The 16,208-nt window shown below is 32.9% G+C and carries 12 protein-coding genes; 3 read left to right on the top strand and 9 right to left on the bottom strand.

Translation table 11 applies throughout. From position 1 onward, the window contains the following. Positions 1-39: 39 nt before the first annotated feature. The 5 genes from L987_RS10960 to L987_RS10980 all read right to left on the bottom strand — a co-directional run bounded on the left by L987_RS10960 (position 40) and on the right by L987_RS10980 (position 8,721). On the bottom strand, positions 40-504 hold the full coding sequence (locus L987_RS10960; RefSeq protein ID WP_011302298.1) for a hypothetical protein: 465 nt from the start codon (positions 502-504) through the stop codon (positions 40-42). A gap of 260 nt (positions 505-764) precedes the next feature. After that, complete coding sequence (locus tag L987_RS10965) at positions 765-1,940, bottom strand: M20 family metallopeptidase (protein ID WP_047504634.1); 1,176 nt, start codon at positions 1,938-1,940, stop codon at positions 765-767. Between the two features lie 89 nt (positions 1,941-2,029). Continuing rightward, positions 2,030-3,427, bottom strand: coding sequence for an MFS transporter (locus L987_RS10970; RefSeq protein WP_047504637.1), 1,398 nt, complete (start codon positions 3,425-3,427; stop codon positions 2,030-2,032). Positions 3,428-3,745: 318 nt separating this feature from the next. Then, positions 3,746-6,028, bottom strand: coding sequence for a transcriptional regulator AryK (aryK, locus tag L987_RS10975; RefSeq protein WP_047504640.1), 2,283 nt, complete (start codon positions 6,026-6,028; stop codon positions 3,746-3,748). A 182-nt stretch (positions 6,029-6,210) separates the two neighbouring features. Continuing rightward, positions 6,211-8,721 carry an MMPL family transporter gene (locus tag L987_RS10980; RefSeq protein ID WP_011302294.1) on the bottom strand — a complete coding sequence of 837 codons (2,511 nt, stop codon included), beginning with the start codon at positions 8,719-8,721 and terminating at the stop codon, positions 6,211-6,213. A 147-nt stretch (positions 8,722-8,868) separates the two neighbouring features. Between L987_RS10980 and L987_RS10985 the strand changes: the two genes are divergently transcribed. Continuing rightward, the gene (locus L987_RS10985; protein WP_011302293.1) at positions 8,869-9,423 is read left to right on the top strand and encodes a TetR/AcrR family transcriptional regulator; all 555 of its coding nucleotides are present in this window, start codon (positions 8,869-8,871) and stop codon (positions 9,421-9,423) included. 179 nt (positions 9,424-9,602) lie between these two features. Here the strand turns inward: L987_RS10985 and pruA are convergent, their stop codons facing one another. Next, positions 9,603-11,147 (bottom strand): L-glutamate gamma-semialdehyde dehydrogenase, encoded by a 1,545-nt coding sequence (pruA, locus tag L987_RS10990; protein WP_011302292.1) that lies wholly within the window; start codon positions 11,145-11,147, stop codon positions 9,603-9,605. A 240-nt stretch (positions 11,148-11,387) separates the two neighbouring features. On the opposite strand from pruA, the gene L987_RS10995 reads away from it, so the two are divergent. Further along, entirely contained in the window at positions 11,388-12,458 is a 1,071-nt protein-coding gene (locus tag L987_RS10995; protein ID WP_047504643.1) for an acyltransferase family protein, read from the top strand. Positions 12,459-12,568: 110 nt separating this feature from the next. Here L987_RS10995 and L987_RS11000 read toward each other — a convergent pair whose 3' ends face one another. Then, on the bottom strand, positions 12,569-13,150 hold the full coding sequence (locus L987_RS11000; RefSeq protein ID WP_047504646.1) for a DUF4064 domain-containing protein: 582 nt from the start codon (positions 13,148-13,150) through the stop codon (positions 12,569-12,571). A 179-nt stretch (positions 13,151-13,329) separates the two neighbouring features. Between L987_RS11000 and L987_RS11005 the strand changes: the two genes are divergently transcribed. Further along, positions 13,330-14,115 (top strand): putative hydro-lyase, encoded by a 786-nt coding sequence (locus tag L987_RS11005; protein ID WP_047504649.1) that lies wholly within the window; start codon positions 13,330-13,332, stop codon positions 14,113-14,115. 47 nt (positions 14,116-14,162) lie between these two features. Here the strand turns inward: L987_RS11005 and L987_RS11010 are convergent, their stop codons facing one another. Next, positions 14,163-15,179: a PTS sugar transporter subunit IIC gene (locus L987_RS11010; protein WP_011302288.1), complete on the bottom strand. Its 1,017-nt coding sequence runs from the start codon at positions 15,177-15,179 to the stop codon at positions 14,163-14,165. Positions 15,180-15,638: 459 nt separating this feature from the next. Beyond that, positions 15,639-16,202 carry a sugar O-acetyltransferase gene (locus L987_RS11015; protein WP_002482261.1) on the bottom strand — a complete coding sequence of 188 codons (564 nt, stop codon included), beginning with the start codon at positions 16,200-16,202 and terminating at the stop codon, positions 15,639-15,641. Positions 16,203-16,208 lie beyond the last annotated feature (6 nt).

A 16,208-nucleotide genomic window follows, 5' to 3' on the forward strand; every position in this document is an offset into this window, starting at 1 on the left:
AATCACCTCTTTCTATAACCAACTTAAAACGAACTGTTTTTATAAGAAATTATAAAGGTTAATATCGTTTTCTTTAGCATACTCTAAAGCTAATATTTCCAATATATTAATCATTGATGGATTGCCTTTAACTTTAATAAATTGAAATTTTAATCCATAATTTTCAGCTTTAATTTCTTTTGTTTCAGCTTCATCTAAGCTATTTTGTTCGGCAAATACTCTTCTGAATCTTGCAGTACCAGAGTCTGATTTCACATTAAATTGGCCTAATTTATCGTTTAAATCTTTTTGTGTTATTTTATAACCCGTCATATAACCGCCTACTTGGCCCACAAAGATAGGTTGCTTATTATTAAAAATAACAAAAATCCCTTTTTGACCTTCAACCTTACTTCTGCTGTCTTTATCAAAAGCACGTGCCTTTGATTTATCATATTTAAAAAGCTTTTTTAGTGGTTTTTTATAATTATCAAGCAGTTCACTTATTTTTTTGTCACCGTTCATTTTAATCATCCTTTATCATTTTATTATCACTCTTTATATACACTATATCGTATTTTCATAAACTTACGGTAACATATATGTTTTTTGATTAATTTTATACAATACAAATAGAAACAGAATGATGATAAGCTACTTTATATAGCTATCTCATTCTGTTTCTATGTTTACAATAAAAATAAATGAACTTTATCAAAATGAATACTAGAAAATATCTCTATTCCTCATAAGGTACAAATGTTTTCAATCATTGGGCTTATATTTTATTTTAAATAATTCATGACTGTAACACCTACAGCCTCTGCTGAGACACGTAAGGCTTTTTCACTGATATTGAATTTAGGATGGTGATGTGGATAGATGTTACCATCTTCTGGAGCAGCACCCGCATATATAAACGTACTAGGCAACGCTTTTGCATAATACGCAAAATCTTCTGATGGTGGCTGAGCTTCACATCTTTCTACTTTTTGAATCGCATCCGTATCAGCACTTTGAATTGAGTCGACCACAAATTGCGTAAACTCTGGATCATTGTACAACGCTGGATAATCGTCATGATAATCTAATTCACATGTTACACCAAACGTAGCTTCTAAACCTTCTGTTAAACGTTGTATTTCTTTCTTAATCGTATGTTTTGTGTCATCTGTCAGTGCGCGAACGTCTCCTTCTATTTCGATACTGTCTTTAATAACATTAAATTGTCCTTTACCATCAAATGAGCCGATAGTAACAACACCTGTTTCAAATGGATTTAATCTTCTTGAAACAATTGTTTGAACTGCATTGACGAAATATGCGCCAGCAACAATACTATCATTGGCTGTATGTGGTGAGGAACCATGTCCACCTTGGCCATTCACTTTCAATTTAAAGAAATCCCTACCAGTTTGAACATACCCTTCACGATAATAAATATTACCTGCTGGCATTTGACTCATAACATGTACGCCTAATACATGATCAACGCCATTTAATACACCATCTTGAATCATTGCTTGTGCACCACCAGGTGGTACTTCTTCGGCTGGTTGGTGAATGATGACTACTTTCCCTTTGAATTGTGATTTTAATTCAATTAACGTTTCTGCAAGTATGAGCATATATGCTGTATGCGCATCATGACCACATGCATGCATGACACCATCATTTTTAGATGAAAAAGATAAACCTGTATCTTCTTGGATTGGTAAAGCATCAAAATCTGCACGAATTGCAATTGTTTTACCCGGTTTTCCACTATCAATCGTTACTTTCAAACCATTTGGTCCAACATTTGTCTCAACTTCACAGTCTTTATCTTTATAAAATGCTTCAATATATTTAGGTGTTTCTTCTTCGTGAAATGATAGTTCTGGATGCTCATGTAAATATCTACGTATTTCAATCATACGTGACTCTTTGTTTTTTAATATATCTATTAATTGTTTAACCATTATTATTCCTCCTAATAATCCTTTGTTTAATAACATGATACACTTTCTAGTTTCTCTGTATGTGTTAAAACATTTATAATTGTTTTATTTTAACACTTAGCTTTTGTTTTAGTAGCTGGCACCATAAACATGATAATGATTAAAGATAATAGTGCCATAATGACATTTAACCAAAGACCTGCGAATGCACCAATTTGAACATTTGTTGCACTTGCTATAACACCAAAAAGTGCGCCTGATAATGCAATACCAAATGCACCACCAAGTGATGATGCCATTTTATATATACCTGAGGCAACGCCCACTTTATCTTCTGGAGAATTAGAAATTGCCATATCTGTAGACGGTGTCGCATAGAATCCTAAGCCTAAACCATATAATAAATAACCAATAATACAAACTACTACATAAATAACACTAGGTAAGAATGTCAGCGATATGAGCATAATACCTACCATATTAAAAAGTGTCCCTAATAGCATCGGCTTTTTAGCGCCCACCTTTTGCAATACTTTCTCACCTACACGGATCATTAATAACACAGTTATTAAGTAAGTAATGGATAACAGTCCTGTTTGAAATGCATTAAATCCTAGTCCTTGTTGTACAAATGTATTAGCAACTAAAAGTGCACCTGCAACACCATTCAATAAGAAATTAGATAATGTGGCACCTGTATATGCTTTATTATTAAATAATTTAAAATCAATTAATGGATTACCCACCCTGTTTTCAACTTTTAAGAATATGATTGTTGCTACTATAAATATAATAATAAGACCTAAAATCAATGGCGACGTGATACCGAATGTTCCACTTTGCGTTATAACAACGTTAATACTCAACATCATAATCACAAATAATATCAGTCCACTATAATCAAAACGTTGCTTCAGTGTGCTTTCTGATTTTGTTTCGGGTGTTCCTTTGATTAAATACATTGCTAATAATGCAATGATAATAGATAAAATATATATCCAGCGCCATCCCACAAAAGTAGCAACCATACCTCCAAATAATGATGCTAGTCCTGAACCTCCCCAAGATCCTATAGACCAGTAACTTAACGCACGTTGTCTCTCTTTTCCTTCAAAATAAGTTTTCATAATTGCTAATGTTGATGGCATAATAGCAGCCGCAGACAATCCTTGAATAACCCTTCCAACAATTAATAATAGTGGTAAATTACTGATAATGATTAATAATGATCCAATAATACTGAGCCATAAACCAATATAAGTAATTCTTACGCGTCCCACTTTATCAGCAAGACTCCCCGCACCTACAACAAACATACCTGAAAATAAAGCTGTAATACTAACTGCAATGCTAATTGTTCCAATATTACTATCAAAAGATTGCTGTAACGTTGGGACCACATTAAGTAAAGATTGTGCAAATAACCAAAACGTAACAACGCCTAACACAATACCTAATATGAGTTTATTATCCCCTTTATAATTTTGTGTATTTCCCTGTTGTGTCATTATACTTCCTCCTCTATCCAATTTAACTAATGACCATTAGGGAAGATAAGCTTTCATTGTAAATGCCCTTCATAGCAACATTTTCAACTCTATTAATTCGCTATCCTCTCTATCTCAAGTGTAGTGATTATCAATTAATAGCAATATATATTATTTGCTATTTTAACTACCTATTTATTGCATATGTATTATTTCTTCGACTAACAACAAAAATAGATGTATCATTTTTGTCTTTTTAACAACATACCTTTCAAATTTTGATAAATAGAAAGAGGCTATTACAACAAAAGGTGCCTCCCCTTCGTTGTAATAGCCAATTCAACATAGATATTTTTTAAACTCTATAATTTGGATAGCATTCGTTAACAATTTCAAGTGATATGTGATTGTATCATTGACTTTCACTTCACTAATGTCCATTTTCGGATATGAGATGCGATTAACATAAGCAATGGTTTCTTCATCCATACCATATCGCGTATTATAATGTTGCCAAACTGTATATAATGCCCCGTTATTTTTATCTAAGGTCATATGCTTAATTTTGTATGTTCCAGGATGTGCATTGATGATATTAATCTGATATTCCTTATGATTTAAATATTGTGCATGATGATTCAATATATAATATGGATTATAATGTTCAGCATCCCACATGACAATTTGAAAATGGTCAGTCGATCCAACAACCATACAATTTTCACTTTGATATAACACTTGATCGAACAGTTTTCTATAAAAGGCACTTGTAAAAAAGGCCGGCCTTTTTCCATCAAATTGATGATATAACTCAATACCAGTGAGTTGTGCACTTGAATCTTTTAATTTAAATTGTTCATGCAGCTCATAATTCAGCCAATAACCGATCATTTGAATTCTGTCATTCATTTCAATTAACTGTTCAAATATGATACCCGCTCTAAAATACTCTCCATTCGTTAAATGTGTATCTCCAGTCAACGTATTCCAATTTAATAATATAAACGAGATAGAACTTTGCTGAAGCTCTAATGTTTCAACAACCTTATTAAATTGTTCGTAAATATGTCGTTTCGCTAATTCATATTGCTGACTTTCTATAGATTGAAAATCAATCATATCATTCTGATTGGCTGAAAAAGCAATGCGATCAACAATTCTGTCTGATCGTTCTAAAATTCGTTTCGCTTTATGAGGCGCTTCTAATTTCCCTATGTCCACATTGAGCACAATTTCCACATTTGTAAAATAATATTTAAAAAGAGCAACCAGCTGATTAAATATTGAATCTTGCTTACAATCAATATAAACTACAAATTTCAATAAATTATTATTTGGTAAGCCATTAAAAATATGTTCTAAAAGGTAAGTCAATTTTTGATAATATTGGGTGAAATTAATCGTACTTCTAGGTGGCGTAAGTTCGATGCCTAAACCAATTTGATGTTTTATTAAAAAATTAATTGATTCATCCACTTGCATATAAGGATGTATATTGGGAATCATTTCATCACTCTCAATTTCCGAATGATTAATACGTCCCTGTTGAATGGGATCTTTGATAAGTATATGGTCTAATCCTAACATGGTCTTCACTTCAATTAACTGTCTTCTAACGCGATGTGTCAGGATTGTTTCGAGATAACCAACTTGAATAACGTGTTGATAGTGGGAAATGGATTTCCCGTCATTTTGTAATGTGATATCAATTACTTTTTGTGCATCGGGTGATTGAACAATATCTCCAATATTTTGATCAATCAATAAAGATAAATAATATAAATAAGATTGATACGTTGTTGTGGTAGGACAATCATCTACTTTTATATGTTGTTCTTTCATTTGAAATTTAAGTCGGTAGTTCGATGGCGTGTATGTTGTTTCAGCTTTAAAGTACTTTAATAATGCGTTAGAGTTACTAAAGCCATTTTTATAGGCGATTTGTGTAATGGGTTCATTCGTGTAAATTAAATCATTTTTACACTGTTCAAGGCGCACATGATTCACATATTGATTAAATCCAACGCCCTTTTTTTGCTTAAACAATTTAGATAAATAAGCATCGCTAAGTCCAACCATGTCTGCCATCTCAGTGAGTTTAATCGATTCAGTATAATGTTTATCAATATATTCGCAAATATATGCTAACCTGTCATCAGCTACCAATGGCATTTGTGCTTGTATATTGGTAGTTGGTAAATACCGCATCATGATAAATACTAAATCTATGAGTTGTTGTTCGATATATAAACGGTAGAATTCACCTTTTCTAATATAGACAATGCCTATTTTAGCAACTGCATTCACAATTTGTTGGTAAATGACTTCTTGCAAAGTATTTTTATTTAAAATAAATGCTTTATCTTTATAATCATTCATATACTGTTTTAAGTATGATTCCGTTAAATGAATTGAAAGATATAATGTATTTTTATGAGTTGAAAATCGACATGACGCTCTATGATTAATCAGAAATACTTCGCCTTTTTGATAGTTTGTCACAGAGTCTCCATTAATCACTTTCATCATACCGTTTAGTACGAGCACAATGCGTAACCCTTCTTCTAAATCTGTAAGGTTATTAAAATTTTTATTAAATTCCACATTATATAGTTCTCTCATGTTGCACCTCTTATTAAATTATACTTCGTGTACAAGGACTAATTAATACTTTCATTTTAGCAAGATTAGCAAATTTTTGACAGCGACGCTTACGCTATCACGAAACAATTTGGTATATAAAAAAACGTAGGTATCACAGCCTAATGGCTATGTACCTACGCTTAATTCAACAATAGAATCTATTATTTTTTAACAAGTTTTTCTATCAATGCATTTAATTCACTGATATTGTCACTTTGTTTTGATAAGAGTGACATCAATGCTTTATCTTGTAGCTCTGAATCTTCATTTAATTTAGAAGTTGCTTCATGACGTTTATCAGCATCATTATCTGCCTTACCTTGATAAGCTTTTAATGCTTCATATAAGAAATGTTGATTCGTAGACTGTTGAGCAATTTGATCATATAAAGCTTTAGTTTGTGCGTCAGTAGTAATCACATTTTTGTTGTCACGGTTATCATTTGAAGTTGCAATACTAAATGAACGATCATACTGTTCTTTCGATGCATTTTGATTTTGTTTCGCTTCTGGTTTTGAAGGCATTTTATCTTGTAATGCATGTCCTTCAATATCAACATGCGGTAAGATTCTATTTAACCAACCAGGAATGTACCAAGATGCTTTACCAAACAATTGTGTTAATGCTGGTATTAATAATAAACGTACGACAAATGCATCAAATAATACACCAAATCCAAGTGCAATACCCATGGATTTAATCATCACGTCATCTTGGAATACAAAGGCGATAAACACACTGAACATAATTAATGCGGCAGCGACAACAACTGGGCCACTTTCTTTAATACCAACTTTAATTGAGTGTTCATTATTGCGTGTCTTACTGTATTCTTCATGGATACGTGACATTAAGAACACTTCATAGTCCATTGCTAAACCAAATAACAGACCTATAGTTATAACAGGTAAGAATGCAAGTAATGGTCCAGTCGTATCCACACCGAATAAGCCAGACATAAATCCTTCTTGCATAATTAAAGTTGTAAAGCCTAGTGTTGCGACTAATGAAAGTACAAAGCCTAATACCGCTTTAAGTGGAATAATAATTGAACGGAATACAATCATTAACAAGATAAACGCTAATGCTACGATAACACCTGCAAATAACGGAATCGCTTCATTTAATTTTTGAGACATGTCTATATTGATGACACTTTGTCCTGACACTTCTGTCTTGAAGCCATATTTATCTTTAGCATCATCATTATAATCTCTTAAATCATGAACTAAATCATTTGTAGATTCTGCGTTAGGTCCTTTTTCTGGAATTACCGCAATTAAGGCATAATCTTTGTTTTTACTCAATTGTGGTGGTGTCACCATATCAACATTATCTTTTTTATCGATATCTTTCGTCATATCTTGTAAATCTTTTTGTAATGCTTGTGGGTTATCATTCTTATCTTTAACATTCACAAGCATGGCAATTTGACCGTTATAGCCTTCGCCAAATTTATCGGATACAATATCATACGCTTTCTTCTGCGTACTATCTGCTGGTTTCATACCATCATCTGGAATACCCAATCTCATATTACTAATTGGTATTGCAGCTACGACTAATATAATAAGTCCTATAAGTACAGCAGCTAATGGTTTACCAACGACAAATTTAGACCATTTTGTGTCTACATCATTGTCAAATTCTGATTTTGTTTTTTTCGGTTTGATTTGTTTATGGAAAATACTGATTAAAGCTGGTAACAATGTCAACGCACTAATAACCGCTACAAGCACACTGATTGCGGAGGCATAACCCATGATAGCTAGGAAATCAATGCCAACTAACGATAAACCACAAACAGCTATAATTACAGTTACCCCAGCAAAGATAACGGCACTTCCTGCAGTACCTACTGCTAAACCAACTGCTTTAATATGATTCGATTCCGTCTTAACAATCTGACGGTATCTAAATAATATAAATAAAGCGTAATCTATACCTACGGCTAAGCCAATCATTACCGCTAATGTTAGTGTTACATTAGGGATATCGAAAGCATATGTAAGTAACGAAATAATACCTACACCTGTACCTAAGCCAAGTAATGCACTAATAATTGGCATACCAGCCGCAATAAATGAACCAAATGTAATGAGAAGCACAACAAACGCTACAATAATTCCGATTAATTCAGAAGAACCGCCAATTTCTGTGTTTTCCATACCTGTACCCATCAATTCAACTTGGACATTATGGTCATCTTCTAATTTATCGACTTTATCTTGCACATTATCCTTGCCATCTTGTGTCATAGACGTCGCAGAGATATCATAATTAATATCTGCAAAAGCTGTCGTTTTATCTTTACTTATTTGTCTGTTTTCGTATGGATCGGTAATGTTTTTAATATCTTTGTCATCATCTTTGATGTCTTTCAATGTATCCTTGATATCTTTTGTCATATCTTGTTTAACGATGCCATTATCGGAATCGCTTTTAAATACAACCCTTATTTGAGCCTTCTCACTGTCTTGATTAAATTCATCTTCAATTTTTTCATTAGTATCAAGTGATTGCAAACCATTCATTGTGATATCGTTATCAAATTTAGGTGCACTTACTGTAAGCGGGATAATAATTGCAGCAAGTATAATAACCCACGCAACGACACTCCACCATTTATGTTTGGCCACAAATGATCCTAACTTGTATAAAAACTTTGCCAATCTATTGCCTCCTCAGATAATCAACGTTATAGTTTAATTGTATAGTGTAGATTATTTATATTAACACAATAAACGCTGTGTACAATTAATAAAAGAATTAAAAACTGTAATATGCCTATTTAAACTACAGATTAGGAGAAATGTAGAATGAATGAAAAAGATTTACGAGTCATTAAAACCAAACGCGCTTTATCCACAAGCCTATATGTCTTGCTTGAGAAACATGCATTTTCAAACATCACGGTAAACCAAATTTGTAATGAAGCACTCACACATCGAACGACATTCTATAAACACTTCTATGATAAATACGATTTGCTTATTTATTTAATTACAGAAATCACAAAAAATTATTTCTCTATGGATATTAAAGATCGTATCAATAATCCCTTTAGTGTTATGGAAAGAACTTTAAATGATATTAACGAGTTGAAACGTGTTGGTGATAAACAATGCGATGATAAAGAATTCGAGCGTACGATCAGTAATTATTTCATCAAAATATTGCAAAATGATATTAAAGAAAATGAACATCGCATTTCAGTAGACGCAAGCGTTCCAACAGAATTGATATTTTATGTTTATGGAACGAGTTTATATGGTTTTATGGAATGGATACGAGATAATGATATTCAACTTAGCGCACATGAAATCGACGTACTCTTCCAAAAATTAATCAATATCAAGGTTGAAGATGTTTAATCATTGTTGAAGTATTTTATATGGTATGTCATTTCCATAATCTTAATTATAATGCCCTTTTTCAATGACATTAAAACTTATTACACTACAAAAAGGCGACGCCATTTGACTGGCATCGCCTTTTTCAATTTAAAGATCGTGTTATATTGCTATGCTTTTTATAAACCACTTTATGCGATTTAAAACATTTCTGAAACTACTTTTTGTTCTAAGAAGTTTAATAAGTAGTCTGGACTTCCTGTTTTAGCATCTGTACCTGACATTTTGAAACCACCGAATGGGTGATATCCAACAACTGCAGATGTACAACCACGGTTCAGATATAAGTTACCAACATCGTATGATTCAACGGCTTCTATCCAGTTTTCGCGATTATTTGTGATCACAGCACCTGTTAAACCATAATCTGTATCATTCGCAATTTCTAATAATTCTTCAAAGTCTTTACCTTTAACAAAACCTACAACCGGTCCAAAGATTTCTTCTTGCATAATTTGGTCGCTCGATTTAAGGTTTGCTATAATAGTAGGCTCTACAAAGTATCCAGTAGCATCATCTGTACCGCCACCTTGTTTTAACTTGCCTTCTTTACTACCAATTTCAATATAATTTTTAATTTTATCAAATTGTTTTTGATTAATAACTGGTCCCATATACGTGTTATTTTCCGTATTGCCTACAGTTAAGTTTTTAGTTAATGCAACAGCTTTTTCTAAAACTTCATCATATACATCTTTGTGTACAATGGCACGTGAACAAGCTGAACATTTTTGACCAGAGAAACCAAAAGCAGACGATACGATTGATTCTGCAGCTAAATCTGTATCAATGTCTTTATCCACTACAATAGCATCTTTACCGCCCATTTCAGCAATCACGCGTTTTAAGAATTGCTGTCCGTCTTGTACTTTGGCTGCTCTCTCAAAAATTCTAGTACCTGTTGCACGAGAACCTGTAAATGTAACGAAATGCGTGTGTACACTATCAACAAGATAATCGCCAATTTCTTTAGGATCACCTGGTACAAAATTCACAACACCTTTTGGTAATCCAGCTTCTTCTAAAATTTCCATTAATTTATATGCCGTTAATGGTGTATCTTCCGCTGGTTTTAAAAGTACTGTATTTCCTGCAACTACAGGTGCTAATGTTGTTCCTGCCATAATTGCAAACGGGAAATTCCATGGTGGGATGGTTACGCCTGTACCGATAGGTTTGTAGAAATATTTATTATGTTCTCCTTCTCTATCTAATACTGGTTTACCATCAGCAAGTTCCATCATTGATCTTGCATAATATTCAATGAAGTCAATACCTTCTGCAGCATCGCCGACCGCTTCATCCCATGGTTTACCTGCTTCATAAACCATTACTGCTGAGATTTCTTCTTTACGACGTCTAATAATAGCTGCAACTCTAATTAAAAATTCAGCACGGTCTTTGTGTGACCATCGTTTCCAAGATTTATAAGCTTCATTAGCTGCTTCAAATGCGTCATCCACATCTTTTTGAGTTGCTTTTGAAACTTCTGCAATCACTTCAGTTGTATTTGCAGGATTGATAGACTGATACGTATCTTTTGTGAATTTCTCTTCTCCATTAATAACTAAAGGAATTTTTTGATTTAATTCACCTTTAACTTTCTTTAATGCTTCTTTAAATGATTCAACATTCTTACTATCTGTAAAATCTATGCTTGGTTCATTGTGATAATTGACTACCATTTTTCTACCCCCATGTGAGTTTGTAAATAGAAAACTAAATGGAATCTTCCATTCTTAATGTCATTGTATATGTATCACACAATAAATGCAATCGCTTACATAAACTTTCCTAAAATTGGGTCGCTTCGAATCTATTTCCGTTCATTTTGCCACACTTTATATTATATTCGATATTTTTAATTGTGTAATGTTTATATTTTGTATTTTAAATTAAATGAACAATCGAGAGGTAAGCTATATATGAAAACATATACGTCAGTTATATTTTGGATGCGCACGATAGCTTGTTTAAGTATTGTTCTCATTCATTCTATTACAACTACATTTAGCAAAATGGATTTTCTAGGTCATGGAACTGCAATCAGAGTATTTCAATTAATGCTTATGTTCAGTACCCCATTATTTGTATTCATTTCAGAATTCTTATTAGCTAAAAATTATCACGTCAAAACAAAACCAGGATTTTCTAAGAATAAATTAATTTATTTAGGTATCCCCTATATAATCATTAACATTGGTATTGCACTATTCTATTTTGAATCCAAAACATTCGATCAATTCATGACACATCTGGGAGACACAATGTTCCATGGTGGTGCAGTGACATATTTCATTGTTATTATTTTCCAATTCTATATATTACATATACTTTTTGCAAAATATCTCATTAAATGGAAACCTGTCCCAGTGATTATTGGTGCCGTTATCTTTGCTACAATTTATTGGGCATTTAGACAATATGCACCACAGTCAGAACATCCAATCCTTGGTCTATTCTGGGAAAGAGAAGGCTGGATGCTCTTTTTAGGATGGATTAGTTACTTCTTACTTGGCTTTTACACTGATATCTACTATGAAACTTTCATGAAGAAGATTAAAAAATATACTTGGCCAATTATTATTGGCGCAATAATAGCAACATCTATATTAGTCGGTAACTATTTGTTTGGCATTAGCACGTGGGTAGAATCAAAACGCTTTGATATACCTTTTTACGTAACGATGGTTATTCTAGTCTTTTTCTTATTCGCTTCATATGTTAAATACGTACCAAAATTCATTTTATTTATAAGTAACTATTCTTTCTGTATCTACTTAATACATTACTTCTTCGTCCACGAATTAGGTTTGTTAAGAGCAGCTAGTTCACTTAGAAATATTGCTTTCAATTTCATTATCACGTTAACCGTGTCCATTTGTTTAGCTTATATATTCAATTTGTCAAAATATGGTAAGTTTATCGTTGGTGGTATTGGCCATATAAAATATGACAAAGTATACGAAAGTTATAAACACGGTAAAATGGACTAAGCTGAAATGTTAATATGCGTTAATGCGCATTTTCTACTTTCATTCAGTCATCTACGCTCTAATTGGAAATAGCCTGAGACATCTATGTATGTCTCAGGCTATTTTATTCCCTATTTTTTATAACGTGCTTTCCTACTTAATTGTGTTGGTGCTTTATCTTGTTCTTCTGATTTATGATCATCCTCTTCATGATATGTAGTTTCAGTATTACGTTTTTGATTGTTATGATGATGCTTTGCTTGTTCTTTTTTTCTATTTCCTTTAGCTGGTTGATAGCGATCATAAGATTTTTGTTTTTTTCTTACTAATAACAATATACCTGCTACTAACCAAAGTATAGCTGTTATCCAATTGAGTGTAAGAACTGTCACAAGTCCCAGTAAAATAAATATAATACCAACAAATTTTGGAAGTTTATTTGTTAATATTGCAAATATAATGGCAATCACTGTACAAACAATAACAACAATTAAAGCTAAAATAAATAGATTACTCACTAAGTCTACTATATTAGCTGGATCCATCTGTGATGCATTTTGATTATAAATATTACTCTGGTTTATTACTTCTATTAACTCATTTTTCACACTGACATCATTAAAAAATGGTGCAACGATGGCCATTAAAAAAATTAAAATAAATTGTAGAATAATACTAATCCATATGAGTATTTTTTCAGCAGTCCTTTTCATATGTCTCCTCCTAACATCATCTATGTTGTTTTCATACCCTGCTTTTCAATAACTTATGCACTAGTCTGTATGCCATTCAGTGACACGCGTTCAAGTAAATTACTTTAAAAGTATTTAATCCCTATTTGATTACATTTTTTGTTAAAATAGTAATAATACATAGTTAAGGGGTGGTTTGATTGAACATACAAGATGCGCAACCTAGCACTTTAAGAGAAATGATTAAACAAGGGAAACTAACTGGTCACACAAGCGGGATGGCAAAAGGCTATGTACAAGCTAACGTAGTCATACTTCCATCTAAATATGCTTATGATTTTTTACTATTCTGTTTTAGAAATCCCAAAACATGTCCACTCTTGGACGTATCTGAAAAAGGAAATAAATCATTTACAAAATACGGTGTAACTGCAGACATTAGCACTGAAGTAGCTGCTTACCGTATTTATCAATATGGTGAACTCATTGAAACACGCGCCAATGTGGACGATTTATATACTGATGATATGGTTAGCTTTTTAATAGGCTGTAGTTTTACATTCGAACATGCTTTATTGGAAGCAGGCATACCGATTCGACATTTAGAAGAAAATCACAATGTCCCTATGTATGTAACTAATATACCTGCTAATCCAAGTGGGCAATTTAAAGGTAACATTACAGTGAGTATGAGACCCATGACCATGACACAAGCAATTAAAGCTACAGAAATTACGACGCGTTTTAAAAATGTCCACGGGACACCTATTCACATTGGTAATCCTACAGAGATAGGTATCACAGACCTTGCTCTACCAGATTTCGGTGAACCCGTTACTATTAATGAAAATGAAGTTCCTGTATTTTGGGGATGTGGTGTAACGCCTCAGTCAGTTGCACTAGATGCTAAACCCGATTTAATGATTACACATGCACCAGGTCATATGTTTATTACAGATATACCAGATAGTCAATTAAGCGATTAGTCAAAAACACTCCGATGCCTTAACTTTTTTAGCATCGAAGTGTTTTACTATCTTGTTTCTATATCCTCTTTTGAGACAATTGGATAGTTTTTAAATAACACTGAACAAACATAACCAACAATTAAACCTATTAATCCAATAATCGCACCATAGATAAATATTTTTATAGGATCATTAAAACCGAACATAACCAAGAACCCTGCCAATGGTGTCGCAGTACCTGTAGCATCATTTATCATACCTGATGATGCAATCACAGCACCTGCCAATGCACCTCCAATAAAATTAGCTGTGTATATTGGTACCGGGTTCGCTGATACAACATCAGCCTGAGACAAAGGTTCAATACAAACTGCAATTCTAGATTTACGATCTCCCAATTTTAATTTATTGAACATTGTGCCATTGATAAATGATGATGCAAAGGACACCATCGCTGCAATGGCCATTGGCATACCAGTTAAACCGAGTAGCGCTGTTAAAGCCATTGAACTTAACGGTGCAGTACCTACTACTGTAATGACACCACCTAAGATAATACCCATAATAATTGGACTGACCTCAGTAGAACTTTGGATAATATCACCGATTTTTAATAATGAATTATTGACTAATGGTGTAACACCTACGGCTACTAACCTCGCTAAGGGTGCAATAATTAAAATACCAACTATTAAATCAACACCATCTGGTACTTTACGTTCTGCATATTTCATTAAATAACCAATAACATAACCAGCAACAAAACCAGGTATTAAATCTAGTCCACCACATGAAGCAGCAATCGCTAATGCATAGACCGGAGATACACCAATTGCAAGTGCAACTAAACCAGCAGCTGCAACGCCACCGAGACCTCCGGCTGCATCACCAAGATCTCCCAAAAATGAAATGCCTAATAAATCTCCACCGACATATTTGTGAAATGCCTCAACCAAAAAAGTCGCAATCGCTGCATTTGCTAAGGCACCCATAGCTCTCATACCCATAGGTGCTCGATATGTAAATAGTGTAAAAAGTGCTAACACTACAATTAAAAACAATGTTCCAATCAAAATATCCATTTTTTCGAATTCCTCATTCCTATTCTAGAAGTAGTTAAATTAAGTACGGAAATAATTTTTCAACCATTTGCTAAGCAGTATAGACAAACATTTTATTAATTATTACTCCTACTATTTCACTCATATTTTATATTAACACAAATTCGTTTTATATTCCGAACAATTTTATTAATTTTTATTTAAGCTCCGCGGAACATTTTGATAAATGGTTTTAATTATTTTTAATATATTACACAATTTTATATTAATTTTCTTTCAAAAAGCCTGAATATTTGTTTTGTATATTTTATATGTTTAACTTTTACTGTACTAAAAAAACGAGTATACAAATCTAAAAAACAACTTTAGCATTTGCACACTCGTCTTGCGGAGCATTATTATATTCTTCTATATAAAACAAGAAACACCTTGTAAATTACTTATAGCTAAGCAGCATGTCAACATACGATTAGCTTAAATTTATTGATTTTTGATATCGCTGACCGGTTTGGCTGGTGTACCTAACGCTAGCACATTCGGCGGTATATCTTTAGCCACAGTACTACCAGCGCCTATTACTGAACCTTCACCAATTGTTACTCCAGGTAAGACAACGACATTGGCACCTAACCAGACATTAGACTCAATTCGAATTGGTAGTGCTTGTTCTAACCCAATATTACGTTCTTTATATTCTAAGGGATGCACTGCTGTATATAAGCCACAACTTGGCCCGATGAACACATCATCACCAATAAATATCTTGCCACCATCCATAAAATAGCAGTCATGATTAATAAAAATTCTTTCACCTAAAAAGATATTATATCCATAATCTGTTTGGAATGGACTTAACAACTCCAATGCTTTCGGTTCATAATTTAATAATTTTGTAAGTATTGTATGACGCGATTCTTTATCACTAGGTTTGATATGATTTAATTCAAAGCACAAATCCTTAGCCTTCATTCTCTCAGCATCTAATGATTCGTCAAAATTAGCATCATACCAATCACCTGCTAACATTTTTTCTTTTTCACTCATCGTAAA

Source organism: Staphylococcus sp. ZWU0021 (assembly GCF_000798895.1).
Lineage (GTDB): Bacteria > Bacillota > Bacilli > Staphylococcales > Staphylococcaceae > Staphylococcus > Staphylococcus saprophyticus.